This window comes from Flaviflexus huanghaiensis (genome assembly GCF_014118685.1).
GTDB classification, from domain to species: Bacteria; Actinomycetota; Actinomycetes; order Actinomycetales; family Actinomycetaceae; genus Flaviflexus; species Flaviflexus huanghaiensis.
Window position 1 is genome coordinate 1 of sequence record NZ_JACFAK010000003.1, and the last position, 21,715, is coordinate 21,715.

Annotated in this window: 19 protein-coding genes and 1 pseudogene; 6 read left to right on the forward strand and 14 right to left on the reverse strand. The window is 62.6% G+C overall.

Annotation, left to right across the window (positions count from 1 at the left end; translation table 11 throughout):
• Window positions 1-186: 186 nt before the first annotated feature.
• Together H7E91_RS02905 and H7E91_RS02910 are read left to right on the forward strand one after the other, a co-directional pair.
• A pseudogene (locus tag H7E91_RS02905) lies at window positions 187-324 on the forward strand (IS481 family transposase); the annotation flags it as partial.
• Window positions 325-406: 82 nt separating this feature from the next.
• Window positions 407-709, forward strand: a complete 303-nt coding sequence (locus tag H7E91_RS02910) for a hypothetical protein (RefSeq protein ID WP_182353603.1) — start codon at window positions 407-409, stop codon at window positions 707-709.
• A 13-nt stretch (window positions 710-722) separates the two neighbouring features.
• Here H7E91_RS02910 and H7E91_RS02915 read toward each other — a convergent pair whose 3' ends face one another.
• The 9 genes from H7E91_RS02915 to H7E91_RS02955 all read right to left on the reverse strand — a co-directional run bounded on the left by H7E91_RS02915 (window position 723) and on the right by H7E91_RS02955 (window position 10,840).
• A complete protein-coding gene (locus H7E91_RS02915) occupies window positions 723-1,766 on the reverse strand; it encodes a tocopherol cyclase family protein (protein WP_206680338.1) in 1,044 nt (347 codons plus the stop codon).
• A 124-nt stretch (window positions 1,767-1,890) separates the two neighbouring features.
• Window positions 1,891-3,156, reverse strand: coding sequence for a RidA family protein (locus tag H7E91_RS02920; RefSeq protein WP_182353615.1), 1,266 nt, complete (start codon window positions 3,154-3,156; stop codon window positions 1,891-1,893).
• A gap of 295 nt (window positions 3,157-3,451) precedes the next feature.
• Window positions 3,452-4,819: a GntP family transporter gene (locus H7E91_RS02925; RefSeq protein ID WP_182353616.1), complete on the reverse strand. Its 1,368-nt coding sequence runs from the start codon at window positions 4,817-4,819 to the stop codon at window positions 3,452-3,454.
• 2 nt (window positions 4,820-4,821) lie between these two features.
• On the reverse strand, window positions 4,822-5,703 hold the full coding sequence (locus H7E91_RS02930) for an NAD(P)-dependent oxidoreductase (protein ID WP_182353617.1): 882 nt from the start codon (window positions 5,701-5,703) through the stop codon (window positions 4,822-4,824).
• A gap of 26 nt (window positions 5,704-5,729) precedes the next feature.
• Window positions 5,730-7,160, reverse strand: coding sequence for a four-carbon acid sugar kinase family protein (locus H7E91_RS02935; RefSeq protein ID WP_182353618.1), 1,431 nt, complete (start codon window positions 7,158-7,160; stop codon window positions 5,730-5,732).
• A 397-nt stretch (window positions 7,161-7,557) separates the two neighbouring features.
• Window positions 7,558-8,679 (reverse strand): 6-phosphofructokinase, encoded by a 1,122-nt coding sequence (locus H7E91_RS02940; RefSeq protein ID WP_182353619.1) that lies wholly within the window; start codon window positions 8,677-8,679, stop codon window positions 7,558-7,560.
• 57 nt (window positions 8,680-8,736) lie between these two features.
• A complete protein-coding gene (locus H7E91_RS02945; RefSeq protein ID WP_182353620.1) occupies window positions 8,737-9,213 on the reverse strand; it encodes a GNAT family N-acetyltransferase in 477 nt (158 codons plus the stop codon).
• 107 nt (window positions 9,214-9,320) lie between these two features.
• A complete protein-coding gene (locus H7E91_RS02950) occupies window positions 9,321-10,331 on the reverse strand; it encodes a pirin family protein (protein WP_182353621.1) in 1,011 nt (336 codons plus the stop codon).
• The gene (locus tag H7E91_RS02955; protein ID WP_182353622.1) at window positions 10,328-10,840 is read right to left on the reverse strand and encodes an SRPBCC family protein; all 513 of its coding nucleotides are present in this window, start codon (window positions 10,838-10,840) and stop codon (window positions 10,328-10,330) included. Before H7E91_RS02955 ends, H7E91_RS02950 begins: the two co-directional genes overlap by 4 nt.
• Before the next feature lie 124 nt (window positions 10,841-10,964).
• Here H7E91_RS02955 and H7E91_RS02960 point away from each other — a divergent pair, with 124 nt between their 5' ends.
• Window positions 10,965-12,356 carry an NAD-dependent malic enzyme gene (locus H7E91_RS02960; protein WP_182353623.1) on the forward strand — a complete coding sequence of 464 codons (1,392 nt, stop codon included), beginning with the start codon at window positions 10,965-10,967 and terminating at the stop codon, window positions 12,354-12,356.
• A gap of 246 nt (window positions 12,357-12,602) precedes the next feature.
• Here the strand turns inward: H7E91_RS02960 and H7E91_RS02965 are convergent, their stop codons facing one another.
• Window positions 12,603-13,241 (reverse strand): hypothetical protein, encoded by a 639-nt coding sequence (locus tag H7E91_RS02965; protein WP_182353624.1) that lies wholly within the window; start codon window positions 13,239-13,241, stop codon window positions 12,603-12,605.
• 191 nt (window positions 13,242-13,432) lie between these two features.
• On the opposite strand from H7E91_RS02965, the gene nrdD reads away from it, so the two are divergent.
• The 3 genes from nrdD (at window position 13,433) to H7E91_RS02980 (ending at window position 17,099) form a co-directional block, all read left to right on the forward strand.
• Complete coding sequence (gene nrdD / locus H7E91_RS02970) at window positions 13,433-15,592, forward strand: anaerobic ribonucleoside-triphosphate reductase (RefSeq protein WP_182353625.1); 2,160 nt, start codon at window positions 13,433-13,435, stop codon at window positions 15,590-15,592.
• Complete coding sequence (gene nrdG, locus H7E91_RS02975; RefSeq protein WP_182353626.1) at window positions 15,583-16,215, forward strand: anaerobic ribonucleoside-triphosphate reductase activating protein; 633 nt, start codon at window positions 15,583-15,585, stop codon at window positions 16,213-16,215. Before nrdD ends, nrdG begins: the two co-directional genes overlap by 10 nt.
• A 134-nt stretch (window positions 16,216-16,349) precedes the next feature.
• Window positions 16,350-17,099 (forward strand): lysoplasmalogenase family protein, encoded by a 750-nt coding sequence (locus H7E91_RS02980; RefSeq protein WP_182353627.1) that lies wholly within the window; start codon window positions 16,350-16,352, stop codon window positions 17,097-17,099.
• Between the two features lie 48 nt (window positions 17,100-17,147).
• On the opposite strand, the gene H7E91_RS02985 is transcribed toward H7E91_RS02980, so the two are convergent.
• From H7E91_RS02985 to H7E91_RS03000, 4 genes are all read right to left on the reverse strand, one after another.
• A complete protein-coding gene (locus H7E91_RS02985) occupies window positions 17,148-19,049 on the reverse strand; it encodes a heavy metal translocating P-type ATPase (protein ID WP_182353628.1) in 1,902 nt (633 codons plus the stop codon).
• Window positions 19,050-19,284: 235 nt separating this feature from the next.
• Window positions 19,285-19,926 carry an NAD(P)-dependent oxidoreductase gene (locus H7E91_RS02990; RefSeq protein WP_182353629.1) on the reverse strand — a complete coding sequence of 214 codons (642 nt, stop codon included), beginning with the start codon at window positions 19,924-19,926 and terminating at the stop codon, window positions 19,285-19,287.
• Between the two features lie 180 nt (window positions 19,927-20,106).
• Window positions 20,107-20,607, reverse strand: coding sequence for a phosphoribosyltransferase (locus tag H7E91_RS02995; RefSeq protein WP_182353630.1), 501 nt, complete (start codon window positions 20,605-20,607; stop codon window positions 20,107-20,109).
• Window positions 20,608-20,678: 71 nt separating this feature from the next.
• Window positions 20,679-21,638, reverse strand: coding sequence for a diaminopimelate dehydrogenase (locus tag H7E91_RS03000; protein WP_182353631.1), 960 nt, complete (start codon window positions 21,636-21,638; stop codon window positions 20,679-20,681).
• Between the last annotated feature and the right edge of the window lie 77 nt (window positions 21,639-21,715).

The following is a 21,715-nucleotide window of genomic DNA, read 5'->3' on the forward strand; positions in this document are numbered from 1 at the left end:
TAGCGTGGACCATGAAGGCCTCCTGGTATGTGAAGCGGTTTCTTAGACAGCTCCACTTCACAACAGGAGGCCTTCGCCCTTCAACAGATCACACAGGATTCCCATAACAACGTCCCTGGACATCACATCTAGGTGCACTCTCCAGGGACGTTGTTGCGTGAATCGCGTGTGATCTGTTGATGAGCGAAGGCTGCGACCGCGATCGGGGTACTCACTCGCCCGGTCGCCTGGTTCGCTGACCGTGGCGTCACCGTCGAGAGAGTGCTTATAGATAATGGTTCCGCCTACCGATCACACGCCTGGCGCGATGCGTGTCGAGTTCTCACGACTGAGCGGCCCGGGTGTCCACCTCGGGGAGCTCAGTCATAAGATCGAGCAATCAGGAGAACGTCGAAGGGGGCGCCCAATGGTGACCAGGGATGATGTCCGCGAGGCACGGTTGAGGGCGGCGCAGTCACATGCTGCGCTGCTCGGAGACAGAAGCGCGTGCGTCATGGCGAAGAACGGGACGCCATTCCCTGCTGGCAAGTACTGGGAGGGCCAGACCGCCGCCCTCGGCGAGCTCTTGCGGGCGAGCGGCGATGACCTCACTGCCGAGGCGAGCCGCCTGCGGGATGTTTGGGTCAGGCGCCCGGTCCCCGGCAACCCGAGGGAAGCGGAAAGCTACCGAGCGGGTGGTGTGGACGCGCTCGCATCTTTCGCGGACTGATGTCGACGCGTACTCACGGATTCGTTCCCGCGGGTGGGGCGTCGGTGCGCTCGAGGTTGAGCCCGCGGCGACGTAGCTCGTCTCGCGCGCGATCGAGCCCGCCATGCTCGAGAGCAGCAAGCGTCGTCCTTCCCGACCAGATGTGAGAGCCGAACCGGTGGACCGTAATCTCGAGGTCCCCAACAAGATGTTCGAGATCGCCAGCGGTGTTTCGGTGTTCGCTCGGTAGCGGAACTGGTAGGACGAACGCCTGGTCGAGCGGCGCTGACGCATTGACCTCGACCCGCCACCCGTAGCCACGGCCGGACAGGTGCCAGGATTCGTCGGTTGTTGTTGTGACGACGGGGCTGATGATGGGGTTGCCGAGCCTCAATACCGGCCCGCCCGGGAGCCTGACGACGAGCGCGGTCACTTCGGTTTTCAGGGGCCCGCTCGTGACGATCCCGCCCGCAAAGGCGACACACGCATCGGGTTCCTCGAAGCCCTGGGCCTGGCCCCACCACCACGCCTCGGGGAAGCCCTCCCTGCCCCAATTCTTTTCTCCGTACACCTGAGCATTCTCAAATTCCCAGGTCTCGTCCCCGAGAACGGCCGTGCCGCTCGCTTTACCTCCGAGCATCCACGGATGCCAGTACTGATTGAGCGCGGGAACCATGTGGAAGATGCTCGAACCGCCCAGCCCCGCATGCGGCCAGTCGGCTCTGTCATCGACCCGAAGTTCAAGCCGCGCATCGTCCCCAAGGTCGACGGTGAGTCGGTTTCGATTGCCGTTAAAGGCTGGAGCTACTGTGCTCCCTCCCCTGACGCCGAGTCGCGAGCGGTGGGCCCATGCTCCCTCAATGGCAGTGGTACGAAGAAACCCGTTCGGCCACGACGCCAGCCCGATGGTGGCCCACGGGCCCTTCGGGCCCTGGTTGACGCCGCAGAGAGCGATGATAACGCGCCCGGTGTCCGGTTCTGTTATGCGCCAGAAGAAGCCCTCCATAGCCACTCCGCGGTGCGCGGCCAACATGTTGCCAAAGGGCAGATCTGCCCCGGTTGATCTGTATCGGTTCATGATCCCCATGCGTTAGTGAAACACACTCGAAGCGAATGGCGATAGGCGTGGGGCTGGCGGGATGTTCGCTAGACGCGTCTGTGCCCGCCACCGGGGGCGGGCACAGACATGAGGGAGTGAAGAATCAGATCCTCGGCGGTGTGCCTTCGGCGTTCGAGACGATGGCATCCATCTGCACCCGGGCACCGCCCGGCAGGGCAGAGACACCGACGGTGCGACGGGCGGGAGTCCCGCCGGGGAAGTAGCGGCCGTACACCTCGTCGACGGAATCGATGTCAGCCAGGTCCGTGAGGAAGAGGTTGACCTTGACGATGTCCTCCATCGAGTGGTCGATGGACTCGACGATAGCTTTCATGCTCGCAAGGCAACGGTCGGCCTGCTCGGCGACGCCACCCTCGACCAGATCGCCGGTGGCGGGGTCGAGGGGGAGGAGGGCGGAGAGGTTGTTGTAGTGCGAGAAGGCCACAGTCTGGGTCGACAGCGGGTTCTTCGGGGCGTCGTCGGTGTTGCGCGCCCAGATCACGATGCCGTGGCGATCTTCGACCTCCTGTGGGGGAGTGCCGTCGCCGTGCGAGACGACTGCCTCAACCTGGACGAGGGCACCCATGGGCAGTGCGGCCTCGACGACGGTACGTGCGGGAACGTAGCCGACCGAGCGGGCAATCGCGGAATCGGGGAAGAAGGTCGAGTAAACCTCGTCGAATGCGTCGAGCTCAGACAGATCTGAAAGGAAGACGGTGACCTTGACGATGTCATCGAACGGCACGTCGATACCTTCGAGAACGGCCTTGACGTTCGCCAGGCACTGCGCGGCCTGCTCCTTGAGTCCACCCGCGACGAGTTCGCCGGATGCTGGGTCGACAGGAAGCTGGGCGGAAAGATGGTTATAGTGCGAGAACGCCACCGTCTGCGTCGATAGTGCGTTGACGGGCGCGTGCGCGGAATTGTTCGTGACCTTGACGAGATCACCTGCTTGAGGCGCGTTCGGGATGGTTCCCTCGCCGTTAGAGATCACTGCCTCGACCTGGATGAGCGCGCCCATCGGGAGCGCAGCGACGCCCACCGTCGTGCGGGCCGGGACATAATCCGTGAAGAAGGTCGTGTAGACGTCATTGACGGTGCCGAGATCGGCGACGTCCGTGAGGAAGACGCTGAGCCGGACGACATCGTCCATCGTGTGGCCGATGCTCTCGACCACTGCCTTGATGTTGTTCAGGCACTGTCTGGCCTGCTCCGCGACGCCGCCGTCGACCAGTTCGCCGGTGGCGGGGTCAATCGGGAGCTGGGCGGAAAGGTTGTTGTAGTGGGAGAAGGCCACGGTCTGAGAGAAGCTGCCGCTCTGCGGGGCGTTCTCACTGTTCCTGGCCAGTACTTCGTTGTATCCGGTCATGCTCACTGTTTCTCTTATGGGCCGTGTGAGGCCTGGCTGGTGAAAGACGAATGATCGACCTCATCCACCCCCGTGGCGCATCAGTGTGCCCGGTGATGGAAGCCGACGTCAGCAAGAATACAGTCGCTCAGTGAGAAAAGTAGTACGTACGTCCTAAATGCTCGGTTGGTTTGGCAAAAGTCCTGTTGAGAGGCGCAAAGTCGTGTCTCGTCCTGGGGCCGCCGACGTGATGGCACGCGCGAACCGGTGAGCGGCGCGGGACGATGGGGCCGTGCAGTACGCACGGCCCCATCGGTCAGGACACGAGCGTGAAGACGCCCCAGGTGATGAGGAAGCCGGCGACGCCGAAGATCGTCGACAGCACTGTCCACGTCTTCAGACCGTCCTTGACAGTCAGGCCGAGGTACTTCGTGACGATCCAGAAGCCGGAATCATTGATGTGTGACAGTCCGAGACCGCCGAAGCAGATCGCGAGCGTGACGAGCGTCGTCTGGGTCGAGCTGTAGCCGGCATCAAGAATGGGCTGGGACATGAGCCCGGCCGACGTGAGGATGGCAACCGTTGCCGACCCCTGGGACGCGCGTAGAGCGGCGGAGATGAGGAAGCCCGCGAGGATGATCGGCATGTTCATCTCAATGAGCGTCTCTGAGAGAGCGGCGCCGATGCCAGAGGTGACGAGCACATTTGCGAACACGCCGCCCGCCCCCGTGACGAACACGATGATGGCAACGTCCGGCAGAGCCGAGTCGAGGACGCTGCCTCGCCTTTCCAGCGACCAGCCCTGGTTATGGCCGACAACGAGATAAGCGACGATGACGGCTGTGAGCAGTGCGACGGGTGCAGCACCGACGAGACCTGCGATATCACGGATGCGGGAGCCTTCTTCGAGCGTCATGTTGCCGACGGTTCCGATCATGATCTGCAGAATCGGAAGCAGAATGAGGGCGAGGACGGTCGGTGCGTTCAGGCGGCTCTTGATCGCCACCGTGCCACCTTCAGGCGTGATCTCGGAAGACCGCGTCGCCGGAGATTTCAGCAGGGTGACGCCATCGGGCCTGAACAGCCGCAGTTTGGCGGCGAAGTACCCAATAACAGCTGTGGCGATGCAGATCGGCAACCCCCAGAGCAGCATCATGCCGTTGTCGGCTCCCACGATGCCGGCTGCGGCGACTGGGCCCGGGTGGGGCGGCAGTGCAACGTGGACGGTCAGAAGGGCACCGGCGACAGGGAGGCCGATTGTCAGGGGATGAACCTTCGCCGCCCGCGCAAAGCCGAAGACGATGGGCGCGAGGATGATGAAGCCGACGTCGAAGAAGACAGGGATGCCGAGGACGAACGCTGCCGCAGTGACGGCCGCGACGACCCTCTTTGGCCCCAGCCCTTTCGAGAACCGCTCAGCCAGCGCATCGGCGCCGCCCGAGACCTCGATGAGGCGGCCGAGCATGGCACCGAGCCCGACGACGATCATGACGCTGGAAAGCGTGTTGCCCATGCCTGTCGTCATCGTGGGAACGACGTCCGCAGCAGGGATGCCGGTCGCCAGTGCGGTGCCGAAAGCGACGAGGAGCAGTGCGACGAATGCCGACATCTTGATGCGGATGACGAGCAAGAGCAGGACAATGATCGCACCGAGTGCGATTCCGAGGAGTGTTCCAGTGCCCATGATCAGCCCCTCCTGGGTGTGACGACGTTGATGATGGAGGAATCGTCCATGGCGCCCTGGCCGCGGCTCATTCCCTGCAGGTAGAGTTGCTCAGCTGCCGCCGCGACAGGTACGGCCATCCCCACCGACTTGGCTGCGGACGTGACGATGTCCATGTCTTTGACGAAGATGTCGATTCGAGACTTCACCTCGGCTTCCTCGCCGTCGTATGCCTGGATGGCGCGTGGTCCGCGATCGCCGAGCATGAAAGAGGAGGCGGCACCAGACATGAGCGCGTCAAGCGCAGTCGTCTGGTCCAGGCCCAGCTCACCGGCGAGAGCCAGTGCCTCCGCGGCCGCCGCGATGTGGACGCCGCAGAGCAGCTGATTGACGGTCTTCATGCACTGTCCCTTGCCTGGTGCCTCACCGACCCAGACGAGATTTGACGCCATGGCTTCGAGGACCGGCCTGCAGTGCTCGTAGACGTCGGGATAGGCCCCGACCGTCACGAGGAGGTCGCCCTTTCCGGCGCGGGCTGGCCCGCCTGAGACGGGGGCGTCGGCCAAGCCGATGCTGTCCCTCCGCAGGCGGGAGGCGACTGTCTCGACAGCCTCGATCCCGACCGTGGACGTGAGAATGATTGCGGATCCGCGAGGCATGACGGTGGCAATGCCGTCAATGCCGTAGAGCAGCTCCTCGAGTTGTTCCTTGTTGCGGACGGCGACGAGGGCGATGTCGGCGCCATCGGCCGCTGCCCTCGCGGTCGGCTTGCAGGTGATGCCGGCCTCACGCGCGAGCTCCACGCGTGCGTCAGCGATGTCGAATCCGGTGACGGTGAATGACTCTTTGAGCCAGCGGGCCATCTCAAGGCCCATCGCTCCGAGTCCAAGAACTGCGATGTTCATGGTGTGTCCTTCTGTGATGTGTGTGGTTACGCCTGGGAAAGCTTGTTGACGACGAGTGCGAGTGAGTCGGTGCTACCGACGTTGCCCGCGAACACGACGTAGGGGATGCCGGCGCCGGGGCCGTCCTCACCGGACCAAAGCGAGACGATGCCAGGCAACATAGGGCCGATGACCTGCGCGTGGCGGATGCCCATGCCGTTGGTGGCAACGTCCGAAGACGTGATGCCTCCCTTGGCGATGATGAAACGCGGCGGATTGGCTGCGAGGACACGCTGCACCACCTCGACGACGGCGGCGGAAACTCGGCGGGATATATCCAGGGATTCGTCGCCATCAGCGCCCGTGACCAACGTTCGTGATGTGCGGACGACAACGTTGCTGGCGTTGAGTTCGGTTGCTGCGCGTTCGGCTACCTCGGTGACGTGGTCGTCGCGTAGCGTCGGGTCGATAATCTTGGCGACATCGATCTCAAACTCGACGGGCGCCTCGACCTGGCGGAGATGATCCAGCTGGCGGGTGGTGAGGTCGACGTGGCTCCCGATCACGACGAGTCCTCCCGTGGCGACGTCGCCCTTCGCACGCGAGGCACGGATCTCCTCGACGGTGAGCGGCGGGTGGACCTCTTGGCCGATGCGAGCCCGAAGGAAAGGCGGCCCGACGCGGTAGATGAATGTCGATCCTGCGGTCTCTGCATCGATGAGGGCGAGCGAGAGAAGCCTCAGATCATCCTCTTCGACGATGTCGACCGCAATGACTCGCGAATCCTTGGCAGAGCGGAGCAGAGCGACTGACGCCTCGCGGTCTGTGCGCAGCGTCGTGAGGTCGAGAACGAGGACATCATCAGCCGAGATCTTCCCGTCGCTCTTCTCCTCCACCCATCCGGGTAGCGAGGACGAGGAATAGCCGAAGGTCGCGTCACGCGCGAACTCCGATGTCCCGACAGGCACGAACCCTGCATCCCGAGACCCGGCGTAGTGCACGCCGCCGATCGTTATCCGGCCAGCGTCTCCGAATGCGGGAACGACAACGATGCCGTCGACGGCGGTGCCTGACGCTGCGAGCACCTCGTCGGCGATCGTCAGCGGCTCCAGCGGGAAGTGCCCGCGAAGAGTCGAATCGGAGCGGGAGACGAACGCGACCCGCGCTCCCTCCGCCGCCTCCGTCGCGGCGGCGACAACCTCGCGATTGACGCGCTCCGCGTCACCGGGCGACAGTGAGCGTGAATTCGTCATGACATAGACTGCGGGCTTGCCGGTGGCGAACGCCCAGCGGAAGTCATCCGCTTCCCACGCGGTGAGAACTGGCAGGTCAGCCACCGACTGGGTGCCCGTGGGGTCGTCGTCGAGGACAACGTACAGGGTGTCGTCGCCAGCAGCCTCTCGGGCCGCCAGGACAGCATCAGCAGAGACACGAACGGGGTCCGGTCGCCCCTCCAATAATTGAGAAAATGATCTCATCTTCACTCCTTTGTGAACCCAGACCTCTGAGGTCTTACGTCATGGTAAGGGCAAGAGAAGGAGAAGGCAACACGAGTCCGAAAATTGGTATAACCGCTGAGGAAGCCGACGTCAGATTTTTGGGATGTCGGGTGACTGCGTGTGGTTGCGCATTCGTTCGAAGTCGTCCTGAAGATGGTGCTCCGAAAACCACGCCGCCCAGCCGCTCATTCGTCGCACCCTGGTGAACTCAAAATCCACGTTCTGTGTCGGGTTCTTTTGGGGCCGGGCACGGTTGTCGACAGGTCGCGCCTCTCATAGCGGACCGCAACAAATATGGCGTGACCGTGGGTCACTGCGAGATGAGCCTCGGGGAGGTTCTGGGCCTACCTCACACCATGAAGGATACGAACGAAGCTCAGTCGCCGAGGCCGGTGCCGACGTCGCGGGCAGTGCGGATCCACGGGTGATGGATTGGGACCTGCGCGAGGTTACCCGCGACGTCCGCCAGGGGGACGCGGGCAGCGCCGTCGCCTTTGGAAGCGACCATGATGCCCGTCTGGCCTGCCTTGATGAGCTCGGCTGCCGCCGATCCGATCACCGACCCGAGTAAGCGGTCAGCGGCGCACGGGGTGCCACCCCTTTGGACGTAGCCGAGGATTGTCACGCGGCTCTCGAGGCCCGTCGCAGCTTCCACCTCACGGGCGAGATGGAAGGTGTTTTCCCTGTGGCGGTCCTCAATGCGGGCGTAGTTCTCCTTGGCGAGGGTCTTGGCCTGTGATGAGGACGCTGACTTGATCAAGGATTCCGCGGCCTTGAGCTCGAGGGTGGCATCGACGTCGCGAGCACCCTCCGCAATGGCAATGACGGAGAAGTTCGTGCCGCGGCCTTTGCGCCGCTCGATCGTTTCGACGATGGAGTCCAGCCGGTAGGGGATCTCCGGCAGGAGGATGACGTCGGCACCGCCAGATATCCCAGCGCCCAAAGCCAGCCAGCCAGCCTTGTGTCCCATGATCTCCGCGATGATGACGCGGTGGTGTGAGTGGGCTGTAGAGTGCAACCGATCGACCGCGTCCGTCGCGATCTCCAGGGCAGTTGAGAACCCGAAGGTGTTGTCGGTGTGGGCGATGTCTTTGTCGATCGTCTTTGGCAGGTGCACAACGGGGATGCCCGCGTTGTGCAGCCGGAGAGCATTCTTCGCCGTGCCGCCGCCGCCGAGCATGACAACGCAGTCCAATTTGTTGCGCTCGACGACCTCTGCGATCGTTGGGATGACGTCGCGGGGCTCGCCATCGACGATCATTTTGTGGACCTTGTCCCGGCCCGTGCCAAGGATCGTGCCGCCAGCCGTGAGAATTCCGGATAGCGAACTGTGATCGAGCGGAATCCATCGATCTTCCGCGAGCCCGCGCACGCCACCGACGAAACCGATGAGCTCCATTCCGTGGTGTCCGACAGCGGCTTTCCCAAGCCCCCTGATTGCGGCATTGAGGCCGGGAGCGTCCCCGCCCGCGGTCAAGACTCCAATACGTTTTGCCATGTGTTGTGGCCTCCCTGGTCTCCTGCTCACACAGTACCGCGCTTGGGGTGAGGGCGGTCACCGTTCAAGCGGCAGATCCTTCGGTTCGGTGGAGCGGATCCCGACGACTTCGTCGAAGAGAATCTCGCCGGTCGGCACGAACCCACATCGCAGATAGAAGCCCTCCGGTCCATAGACTCCCGGGACCCACATGACTGTCATCTCGTCGAAGCCGCGCTCCCGGGCCTCGCGGGCAACTTCCTCCACGGCGAAGTAGCCGGCACCCTGGCCCTGGAAATCTGCGGCGATGTTGAGGCGCCAAATGCCGCAACGGAACGCCTTGATCTCGTTCTCAGAGTCGAAGTTTGCCATCACGAAGCCGACAACGGTGTCGCCTCTGTAGATCGCTCGCGGCCAAGCGGTTGGGTTGACGTACGCCTCGGCAATCGATTGAACGACTGGTGCGACGTACATCTCCTGACCAGGTCTCATCTCCAATTTCACGAGGTCGTGCAGATTGTCAGCAGTGAGGCGGCGGAGGCGGAAATCGGTCATTCTAAAACGCTAACAGGGCTGTGCATGTCTAGCCAGGGCAAGCGATTGCAGTCACGTATCGATTAACGTCACGCAAGCCTATGGCAACGAATCTCAACGCCTCGTGGTCACCGCGGCTGTGCGCGTGGCGTGATCCGCACATGTGGCAGGGCAGGGGCTGGCAGCGGGCTGGGTGTGCCCGGTGGGAAAACTCCAAAGCGGGGTGAGTGGACGCTCCCGGTCTCGCCGTCCGATGCACCGATCTCGCTCTGCCAGGCTCGCCGGTATTCGACGATCTCGTCGTGGCTACGACCGACAAAGTTCCACCACATGACAATTCGCTCATCGAAGGGGGCGCCGCCGATGAGGATGAGCCGGCACGGTTCGTCTCCGGCTGTGAAGCCAATACGTGTAGCTCCCGGCGGAGTGTAGGCGAGTTCGCTTACACCGAGGGTCTGATCAACGCCCGAGGAGTGGATGGTGACCTTCCCAGAATCGAGCAAGGTCCCGTGTTCAAAGCGTGGATCGATGTCAAGAGTGACGGTCTCGCCGGGCTCGACAATGACCTGCGCTGCCATCGCCTCAACTCGAGTGTCAATGGGGGAGTTGACGCCCGCGAGCGAACCGATGTAGGTGAGGACGGTACCGCCGGGCACTCTTACTGGCGTCGCGACGACATGCTGGGACCCGGGTTGAGAGTTCCGGACCGCGTCCGGAAGCGCGTACCAGAGCTGGACGCCGTGGAGAATAGATGTGTCATCCGTAGAGAACTCGGAGTGAGAGATCCCGGAGCCAGCGATCATGAGGTTGACCTCGGAGGGTCGAACGATGTTTGCAAACCCGGTCGTGTCGATGTGCTCGATTTCGCCCTGGAACAGGAGGGTGACAGTTGCGAGGCCCGTGTGCGGGTGCCGCGGCACCGCCATACCGCCGGTGGCCGCAACATCGTCGGGGCCGTAATGGTCGAGAAAGCACCAGGGGCCGATGAGCGAACGCTTGCGCTGGGGGAGTGTGCGGCGAACGGTCATGGCGCGAGGCCCACCAAGAGGCACGTCCCGGGCCGTGATGATATCGATGAGTGTGGGGTCCTTGACATACGCACACTCGTATTCGGCTGGGTTGATCTCCGTGTTCGTCATCGCGTCGCCCCATCATCGTTTGAACTCTGATCCGATGCTGCTCCCTGGCTTGCCGCCGTGATGGTTGATGCGACGGTCATGAGCATCGGCATCGGTAGCGGCAGGTTGAGGAGCTGCCCCTCGAGATAGATGAGGTGGGCGAGCCAGCCGTCCCGATACGAATCGGCCAGATCGCCGAGCCCGCTATGTTCCATGGAGAGGAGGCTTCCCGTGCCCTCCGTCTCGATGCGCCACGCGAGGCGCGAATATGGCTCATCGGAGAACTTCCAGGAGTAGGCGAGTTCGGTCCCTGGTTCGTAGATTTCGACGGTTGACCGGCAGATGGCGCCCTGACCGTGGTCAACGGCGAAGGTCGAGCCGGGCGCGATCTTTCCCTCGATGAGCTCTCCGAGCCACAGGTGAAGCCGTTTTGGGGAGGCGATGCCGTCCCAGACGTGGGCTGGCGGAACGGGGAGGGACCAGGTGGCATTGACCTGGCCTGATTGAGCAGAGACTGTGACGAGCGGCATATCTCCACCCTAGCGGAGTCAGATGGTATCGGTGCTGGCAGGGCTGGGGTTCTTAATGGAGACCGTTCTGCGCTCCCGTAGTACGGTGATAGACAACCTATCTACGCCTCAAAGAGGAGTTTCAGTGGCGCTTCCCAGCCCAGGTCATTCGGTGACGTTCCGTGTTCACACCCCGCCCCTATTCAGCGAGACATCCGATCTGGCCAGCGCGATCGCCCGCACCGGTGCCGCGATCACCGCACTCGACGTCATCGAGTCGACCAGCGACCACATGTGCATCGACATCACGGCAAATACCCGCGGCCAGGCACACGTCGAGTCAATCTCGACGATGATCAAGCAGCGTGAGGGCGCGGAGCTACGGCGCGTATCGGACCGGACATTCCTCATGCATTCCGGGGGGAAGATCGAGACAACATCGAAGGTGTCGCTGCGCAACCGCGATGATCTGTCCAGGGCCTACACCCCCGGCGTTGCCCGCGTGTGCACGGCGATCGCCGAAGATAAGTCGGAGGCCCGCAGGCTCACGATCAAGGGCAACACCGTCGCGGTGGTCACGGACGGCACTGCGGTCCTCGGTCTTGGTGACATCGGACCGGAAGCAGCGATGCCGGTGATGGAGGGGAAGGCGATCCTCTTCAAGGAGTTCGCTGGAGTCAACGCGTGGCCAGTCGCCCTCGACACGAAGGACACAGAAGACATCATCGCGATTTGCAAGGCCATCGCCCCCGCCTACGGGGGAATCAACCTCGAAGACATCTCGGCACCGCGCTGTTTCGAAATCGAGGCTCGTCTCAGAGACGAGCTGGATATCCCTGTCTTCCACGATGATCAGCACGGCACCGCCATCGTCACCCTCGCCGCACTCGTCAACGCCCTCAAGGTCGTTGGTAAGGACATCGGGGACGTCAAGATCGTCATTTCCGGCGTTGGCGCTGCCGGTTACGCCATCATTCGTCTCCTTCTCGCCTCGGGTGCGAAGCATATCCGCGCCGCCGGACGCCGCGGCATCATCGAGCGAGGGACGACGTACAGCGAAACCCATCGCACGTGGATCGCTGAACACACGAATGAGGAGAAGTTCTCTGGAACTCTCAAGGAAGCTGTTGTTGATGCCGATGTCTTTATCGGAGTGTCTGCCCCAAACGTCCTCGACGAAGACGACGTGGCGGCGATGAACGACGGGGCAATCGTCTTCGCGATGGCAAACCCCGACCCCGAGATCGACCCCGCCATCGCATCGAAGCATGCCGAGATCGTCGCCACTGGCCGCTCCGACTACCCGAACCAGATCAACAACGTTCTTGTCTTCCCTGGCTTCTTCCGCGGACTGCTCGACTCGGGTGCAACCGTTGTGTCAGATGACATGATGCTGGCGGCGGCCGAGGCGATCGCGTCCTGCATCGAGGACGATGAGCTCCACCCCGGGTTCCTCATCCCCTCCGTTTTCGACCGCAAGGTTTCCTCCCGAGTAGCTGACGCAGTGAAGAAGGCAGCCAAAGCCGCGGACAGCTAATCGTGATGGTGACCCGGCCGCCGGGTCGGACGTTGCGTCCGACGCCTCGGGCAGATTCAAACGTGTGGCAAAGCTCGCTCGGCGCGCATGTTCCCCGAGGGCTCGGACCGTCGCCGTCGGCTTGGGGTGCGTGTCATGCTGCACCTCTTCGCGTGCAGAAGTGCCTGGAGTTCGCCCACATTGAGGATGTTGGACCAGAGCTCAGGCCTGGAGGTTCGACACCAGTAGGCCGCATGTCTGTGTCATTTAGCTGGCCGTCGCCAGGTACCTGATCGTCCGCATCATCTTCCAGGTCATGACGGCGCTAATGATGCCGGTGATGTCGAGCATGAGGGCTGTGCGACGATTGCTAGCCGCGTAGCGCTCGCGGATGTGAAGCCGTGTGCCCGGACAATTAGCGACATCCGTCGCGGTGAGGTGGAAGCCCCACGTCGCGTCGAAGTCAATGTCCGGGTCCGGATGTTCGCCACCCTCACTGGTGAGGACGAGATGGTCGCCAGGCGCGACCAGCGCGACACGAAGGCCCAAGCCCGGTGCCAAGGGGAAGGGGTCGCCGACCTTCACGTCCTGCCACTCGGGACGGATGGTCTTAGCGTTAGTGATCTCGCAGCCGGCGAGGTTCTCGAGACGTTCGAAGGAATAGAAGCCTGCCTTGTTCTGGCCGAGCTGAGCGATCCAGGGCCAGACCTTCTCCGGCGGCGCGGGGACGGTGACCGCGCGATCGTTCTGAACGGTCGCGTCCAGCAACTCGTCGCCGGGAAGCATGTGCGCGGCCTCGTTTCGTGTTGCGCCGACTCGGCTGGACCGGCGGACCGCGAGCGCGGCGCCAGCCACAAGTGCGGCCGCGGCGATGATGGCGGCTCGTCCCGCGCTGTGAATTGTCACAATGCCTCCTTCCGTCACACTGGCAGGGCGGCAGAGTCATCGCAAGGGACCTTGGGGGGGTCGACCGTAGCGGTCGCTGGCAATGGCTTAGACAGGAGGTCGCCAGAAAAGTCACAGAACGCTGAGCGAATTACGCCCGTGTAAGTTCCGCTGATACTATATGTAGTGTCTAAAACTGAAGGGGGCACAAGATGTCGTTGTTGTCGGAGAGCGCGGTCACCACTACCGTCATGAAGCGGGACGGGCGCACGGTGCGGTTCGATGCGACGAAGATCTACCGCGCGATCAGCGCTGCTCTGTCCAGTTGCGGGATCGAGGACCATGACTTTACGGCGTCGATGACGTCAGATGTCGTTGATGCTCTCGGGGGCCAGAATCTCGACATCCCCACAATACAGCGCGCGGTCGAAAACAGGCTCATGAGGTCCGAATACCCGCAGGTGGCGCGTGCCTACATCGAGTATCGGCACGACAGGGACGTTGAGCGGGAGAGGGCCATGGACCTTCGGCACTCGGTGGGTCGCCTGCTCAGCCGAGACCGGGCGGTCGTCAACGAGAACGCCAATAAGGATGCGACGGTCTTCAACACCCAGCGCGACTTGACGGCAGGCTCGGTTGCGAAGGCGTACGCGCTGAAGGACATGTTGCCCCGCCACGTCGCCAACGCCCACATCAAGGGCGACATCCACTTCCATGACCTCGACTACAACCCATTCCAGCCGATGACGAACTGCTGCCTCATCGACATCCCGTCGATGCTGAGCGAGGGGTTCCAGATCGGCAACGCGCGCGTCGAATCTCCGCGCTCGATCAACACAGCGACTGCCCAGATCGCCCAGATTATTGCGAACGTCGCATCGAGCCAGTACGGCGGCTGCTCCGTCGACCGGACGGATGAAGTTCTCGCACCGTACGCACGGATCAACTACGCAAAGCACCTGGCCGAAGCTGAGACGTGGGTTGCGGAGAATCTTCGCGAGGATTACGCGATGGCGAAGACGCGCAAGGACATTTACGATGCGATGCAGTCGCTCGAGTACGAGATCAACACCCTCTACTCCTCGAATGGGCAGACCCCGTTCGTCACCCTCGGGTTCGGCCTGGGAGAAGGCGTATTCGAGCGCGAGATTCAGAAGGCCATCCTCCAGGTCCGCATCGGTGGCATCGGCAAAGAGAAGCACACCGCAATCTTCCCGAAGCTCGTGTTCGGGCTTCGCAGAGGAGTCAACCTCGAACCGTCCGACCCGAATTATGACATCAAGCAACTCGCTCTCGAGTGCTCGACGAAGCGCATGTACCCAGACGTCATCTCGTACGACAAGCTGACGGAGATCGAGGGTGACTACAAAGTGCCGATGGGATGCCGGTCCTTCTTGCCGAAGTGGGTCGATCCGAGCACCGGTGAGACGGTCAACGCCGGCCGGAACAACCTCGGTGTGGTCACCCTCAACATCCCCCGCATCGCCATCGAAGCCCGTGGCGAGAAGGACAGGTTTTGGAAGATCCTCGCCGAGCGGATGGAGATCCTCAAGGACGCCCTGCTCTTCCGAATCCAGCGGTGCGAAGAGGCTGTGCCTGAGAACGCTCCGATCCTCTACAAGCACGGTGCGCTTGGCCGACCGAAGGAACACGATGCAACGACGGTGACAGAGTTCTTCCGCAACCATCGTGCGACCGCCTCGATCGGCTATATCGGGCTCTACGAAGCGGCGACGAGCTTCTACGGCCCCGACTGGGAGCGCAACAGGCAGGCGAAGGAATTCACCCTCGACATTGTTCGCAGCCTCAATCAGTACGCGGAAGAGTGGCGCGATGAGCACCCCTACTGGTTCTCTGTCTACGCCACACCGTCCGAGTCGCTGACTGACCGGTTCTGCCGGCTCGACCGTGAGAAGTTTGGCGACATCGTCGATATCACCGACAAGGACTACTACACGAACTCGTATCACTATGACGTCCGCAAGACAGTGACCCCGTTCGAGAAGCTCGACTTCGAAGCGGAATACCCGCAGTACTCGAAGGGTGGCTTCATCCACTACTGCGAGTACCCGAAGCTCACCCACAACACGAAAGCCCTCGAAACAGTGTGGGACTATGCCTACGACAGGGTCGCCTACCTCGGCACAAACACCCCCATCGACAGGTGCTACGAGTGCGGTTTCGAAGGCGAGTTCACACCGACCGCCAACGGCTTCTCCTGCCCCGACTGCGGCAACGATGACCCGAAGACATGCGACGTCGTCAAACGGACGTGCGGCTATCTCGGCAATCCCCAGCGGCGCCCCATGGTCCACGGCCGGCACACGGAAATTGCGAGCCGAGTCAAGCACATGGCTGATCCATGCCAGTGACCGACGCGGACGGCATCACCCAGCCGAGGCCGGGCGAGTGGGACGGCACCGTCCTCTCCGCCGGGCACACGGCGGACTACAAGCCGTTCACGTTCGTCGACGGGGAGGGCGTCCGCTGCTCCCTCTACGTATCCGGTTGCCCCTTCGCGTGCCCGGGTTGTTACAACAGGGCTGCCCAATCGTTCAAGTATGGGACCCGGTATACGACTGAGCTTGAGGAACGCATACTCAACGACCTCGCCCAGCCGTACGTTGCTGGCCTCTCGCTCCTCGGCGGTGAGCCCATGCTTGCCACCCCGGTGCTACTCCCGCTTGTCCGCCGGGTGCGGAGCCTCTTCGGCCAATCCAAGACCATCTGGACCTGGTCGGGGTACACCTACGAGCAGCTCCGACATGAGACGCCGGACAAGAGGGAGCTGCTCGAGCACAGCGACGTACTTGTTGACGGCCCCTTCATCCAGCGCCTGTACCACCACGACCTGGCGTTCCGCGGCTCGTCCAACCAGCGCATCATCGATGTGCCGGCCTCACGCGATGCCGGTCAGCCTGTTCTGTGGCAGAGCCGGCGCCGCGACACGGAGGACTCTGTCCCCTTCCTCACCCCGGCAGCGCCGCGATCCTGACGAGCTGCGACGACCACCGGGTGGGCCTACCCTGCCTACCTGGGAAGACGCATGAAAAACCCAAAAAGAATCGTGTACAATTCACACTAGTCTCGGTCCTCAGATCGTAGAGGCCGCACGTCAAATGGATGCACATGAGAGCAACAGCAGTCCCTTCGAACATTGCGGCAACATCCGCCCTTCTCGTCGTCACGGTCGTCAACCTGACGGGGCAGATCTTCACGCCGCAATCGTTCATCACTCAGCTGAGCCAGGCGCTCATTGTGCCTGCGCTCGCGGCAATACTCATCACCGCGACGGAGCCGCCGCGGAGCAGAATCGTCAGGCTCGGCTTTGTCGCACTCGTCTTCTGGTGGCTCGGTGATGTGCTACCTCTCATGCTGACGGGCAGAGCAGCACTCCTCGCGATGATGGTCGCCTTCGCGGGGGCGCAAGTCGCGTATACCGTCGCATTTTGGCCCTATCGCAAGCGGTCAATCCTTACGAAGCCGATTCTGGCCGTGCCCTACGTCGTCCTTGTCGTCGTTATCCTTGCCCTGTCCTTCCAGGGCGCGGGCCTGCTCTTCATTACCGTCATCGTCTATTCCGTTGCCACCGTCATCATGGCCATCGCTGCCACGGGAATGGGGCCGGTCGGGTCGGCCGGCGGCGTCCTCTTCCTCCTGCTCAACGCACTCGTCTTGCTTCCCGCCTTCACGGACCTTGAGCTTCCGGGCGGTCCGTTCACGATCATGCTCGTCTACGTTGTGAGCCAGGCACTGCTCGTCCATGCGATCATGCGCGAGGCGGAACTCAACATGCCACGCCCCGTCATCCAAACCGATCCTGTCATCCGCCAACCCGACCCTGCCGCCCTGCAGACATCCCAGGATTCGCAGGTGTGAATTGAGACGTAAGCAAAGCCCGCGACTGCGGGCTTTGCTTATTGCGGATTAGGCGACTGCAGTGACAGGCTCACGCTTGTTCACTGTTGCCTTCTGTTTCTCCGGCCTCCGCATGAGTCGCATTGCGTTGACGATGACGACAAGGACGGACGCTTCGTGGACGAGCATGCCGATCGCCATTGTCACCCCGCCGGCAAAGACGCCAGCCAGGAGCGCTCCGACTGTGATGAGGGCGATCGCGATGTTCTGCCTCATGACGGCGACTGTCCGTTTGGCAAGACCGATCGCTTCGGGGATCTTCAGCAGATCATCGGCCATGAGCGCGATATCAGCGGTCTCGATCGCAACGTCGGTTCCCGCTACCCCCATCGCCACACCGATATCGGCCGTGGCGAGTGCAGGTGCGTCGTTGACGCCATCACCGACCATGGCGACCGTGTATCCCTCATTCTGCAGATCCTCAATCGCCGTCAGCTTGTCCTCGGGTAGCAGGCCAGCGCGGACCTCGTCGATACCGATCTGCTTCGCGATCGCGTGAGCGACGAGGGGCGCGTCACCTGTCAGCATGACGACACGCTTGACGCCGGCACGGTGGAGGGCGTCGACCATCGCCTTCGCCTCTTCTCGGACCTGGTCCGCAACTGCGATGACGCCAAGCACGCGACTATCGACGGCAACAATCATCGGGGTCTTGCCCTCTGAGGCGAGACGGTCGGCCGTTGCAGAGGCCTCGCCGAGGTCGGTCAGACCCTCCTGCTCGAGCAGAGCAATGTTACCGACGAGGATGCGGGTGCCGGATTCCTCGGCGATGATGCCTTTGCCGGCGACCGGGTGGGTCGAGTCCGGGAAGCCGGGGGTCGTGAGCCCCTCGGCGGCAGCCGCCTCTAGAATCGGTGTTGCGAGCGGATGTTCGGAGCCAGCTTCGGCGATCGCAGCCCAGCGCAGCACCTCTGATGATGAGCCCCCCATCGTCACGACGTCCGTGAGGACAGGCCTGCCCTCGGTGAGGGTTCCAGTCTTGTCGAGTGTGACCGCGTCGATCCTCGCTGAGTTTTCAAGGAACTCGCCGCCCTTGATGAGGATGCCGTCCTTCGCGGCGCGGCCGATGCCGGCGACGATGGCAACGGGAATGGAGATGACGAGCGCACCGGGGCAGCCGATGACAAGAAGAGTGAGCGCAAGCGTGACGTTGCCGGTGATGAGCCCAAATGTGAGCGCAAGGATAATAATTCCAGGGGTGTACCACTGGGAGAACCGGTCCATGAAGGCCTGGGTTTTTGCCTTCGCCTCAGCTGCCTCTTCGACACGGGTGATTATCTTCGCCAGGGTCGTGTCGGCACCGACTCCGGTGGCCTCCACCTGGAGCAGACCTCCTGTTGAGATGGTGCCAGCGAAGACCTGGTCTCCTGGGCCCTTCGCTGCCGGGATTGACTCTCCGGTGATGGAAGCCTGATCGAGCGCGCCAGTTCCAGCAACGACAACGCCGTCAACAGGCGCCTTGGCACCGTTCTTGATGATGACAGTCTCGCCAGGCTTGACGGTGAAAGCTGGCACCTCGACCTGGTCGCCGTCGCGCACAACGATGGCGACATCGGGTGCCACCTCGATGAGATCAGACAGCGCGGAGCGCGTCTTGTTCATCGTTCTTACTTCGAGGGCGTGGCCGAACGAGAAGAGAAACGTCACCGCCGCCGCTTCCCAATAGTTATTGATGATGATGGCGCCGACCGCTGCCACAGAGACAAGCAGGTCGATGGCGATGCTGCCGACCCGCAGTGCACTTAGTGCCTTCTTGAGGATAGGCAGGCCTGCAATGATCGCGGCGGTGATCATGAAGACATTACCCCACGTCTCGCTGCCGAGTAGCTCTGCCGTCCACGAGGCGACGATGGCGAGGCCAGCCATGGCAGGATTTGCCCACGACCCTCGCAGTCGCATACCGATGTTCATGTCCAGTCCTTTTCTAGATGATGACTCGAATCTACGGACCGGCGTCAGAACGCTCCATGATCGGCGTCAATCATCGCCAAAAAGCATCCTGTGGAGCGGGGCACGATAGATCCGCGTGCGGATTGGACTGGTAAGGGCTCTGGCTCCCAGCGGGGACATGCCTGAGAAGGCAGGGTGGGAAGGGCGATAGCCCCTCCCACCCTGCCTCAGTGCGCGCGGTCTAGACGGCCGGCATCTACTCATCGCCAATCGTGAACCGGACCCTGCTGTGAGCGGGGTTCTCCAGCTCGTCGAGGATGGCGACCGCCATGGTCCCTGTCGACGTGTGTGATGATCCGTCGGCGGACATCATGATCTCGTCAGTGCCGACGACCGGCTTTGTGGCGGGTCCGTCGAAGAAGAGGGCCTGCGGTGAGACGCCGACCCAGTCAGCGTCCGTGACGCCCTCGAGTAGCGTGAGCTGGTCCAGCTGACTTTCGGGGATCGCGATCCACTGGTCAGAGTCCTCCTCGAGTCTCATGTCCTCGATAAAGGGGTGCCGATCATCGCCGGCGACGAGCGAGCCCGCTCCGAGGATGAAGACAAGGCGCGGCTTGCCCGAGTCGGCGATTGAGACGAGGTGCCGTGTGAGGTCGACGTGCTTGCCGGCCTCGGGCGGAATGAAACCTGTCGCGTTGACGAGAGCATCAAATTGGTCGACGTCGGCTCTCTCAAGCTCAAAGCCGTTCTTCTCGAGAATTGTCACGTCGCTACCAAGCACTCCGCGGGCCCGGCCGCGGCTACGGACGATAGCGGTCGTGTCGTGACCGCGCCCCAGGGCCTCCCTGTAGATGGCGGAGCCGGCTTTACCGCCCGCTCCGATGATTCCGATTCGCATGTCGCTCCTTCCTCTTCCCTCGATCGTAGTTGCGCAAGGGGCCGCCGGGTTCGGAAAAGGTATCTCGTGCGACATGGAATGGGTTCCGACGGGTGTCGGCGACGCTGGCGACCAACTGCAGGCCGGCTGGATCCTTGGCGGTTGTCCGCCAGCAGTCGGCTCGGCATGCCGAGCCGAGAGTCAGTTAGACGTGACAGGCGGCTGGGCGGACCAGGGGAACACAATCCATTCGTCGGTGTGCCGCCAGACGTAGTCGGGGGAGACGACGGAATGGGGCTTGCCATAGAGCACCGCAGATCGCACATCGCCACCAAATGTCTTGAGGATGTCGATCACAAGAGCGAGCGTGCGGCCCGAGTCAGCCACATCATCGACGACAAGGAGATCCTTGCCCGCAAGATTGTCTGTATCAAGGAGTGGGGCGAGGAGGATCGGGTCGGGCAGTGTCTCCTCGACGTCGGTGTAGAACTCGACATTAATGGCGTCAGAGAGCTTGACTCCGAGAGAGTAGGAGAGCGCCCCGGCGGGAAGGAGTCCGCCGCGCGCGACGGCGATGATGACCTCCGGCTTGAATCCCGAATCTGCGATGCTCTGGGCTAGTTCTCGCGTGGCGTCGCCGAAGCCATCCCAGGTGAGAATTTCCTTCGAGTCCAGGTCCGATGAATCCGCGTGGTAGGCCATTCTGCTCCTTCGTGTCGTAGGGCCGATGCTACCCCGGCGCGGTCGCGGCGAGGTAGCGGGTCCAGGCTCGGTTAGACGTCGCGTGCGAGAAGCTCGTCGAGTGATTCTGGTGCGAGCAGGTAGGGCGGGATCTCGAGAACACTGAAGGCACCGGACAGGCCCGATTCCTTCAAACGGTAGGCGGCACGGCCGTAGGCCACCTGGACGGCTGCGGTGAAATGAGGGTTAGAGCCAAGTGTGAGCGAGAACTCGACCGTTGCGTTTGTCCCGCCGAGCTCACCGGTCGTAATGACGCGGCCGCCATGCGGCAGCCCCTGGTGGTCGCGGGTGAACTCCTCTTCGGAGATGAAGTGGACCTCGACGTCGTAGCCGGCGAAGTAGTCCGGCATCGTCACGATCTCCTCACGGATCCGGTCATGCTCCGACTCGTCCGCGACGACCCAGCACTGGCGAAGGTGGGCGTTGTGTCCGGTCACGTCACCGCCCGCGCCATCCCGTGCTGCATTGACCGCGTCCTCCCGCGGAATGGTGTATTGGACGGCCCTTGTGACGCCGTCGATCCGCCGTAGCGCATCAGAGTGCCCCTGTGAGACTCCCGTGCCCCAGAACGTGTTCTGCTGCGACTGGGGGAACAGCGAGGCAGCGAGGGTGCGGTTGAAAGAGAAGAGCCCCGGATCCCAGCCCGTGGCCACGACCGCGACGTTGTCCCCGCTGACGGCAGCGTCGTCCATCGCGCCGTAGTGAGCTGGGATCTTCGAGTGCGTGTCATACGTGTCGACAGTTGTGAATGACGCAGCGAACGCCGTCGCCTGCTCTGGGATATCGGTTGCGCTACCGAGACAGAGGAAGAGGACATCGATCTCGTCCTTGTAGGAGTTGATGTCGGAGACAGGGTAGACGGGAGTGTCCGTGTCGAGCTCGGCCCGCCGTGAGAAGATGCCGACGAGCTCCATGTCCGGTTGACGGAGAATGCTGGATTCGACGCCCCTGCCGAGATTCCCGTATCCGACGATGGCAGTCCTGATGGTCATATGCATCCTTCCCCACGCGTTTCTCGTTCGGTTAAGGCTAAAGGTCTTGCCTGACCGAAGTCGAGACGAGGCGCCCG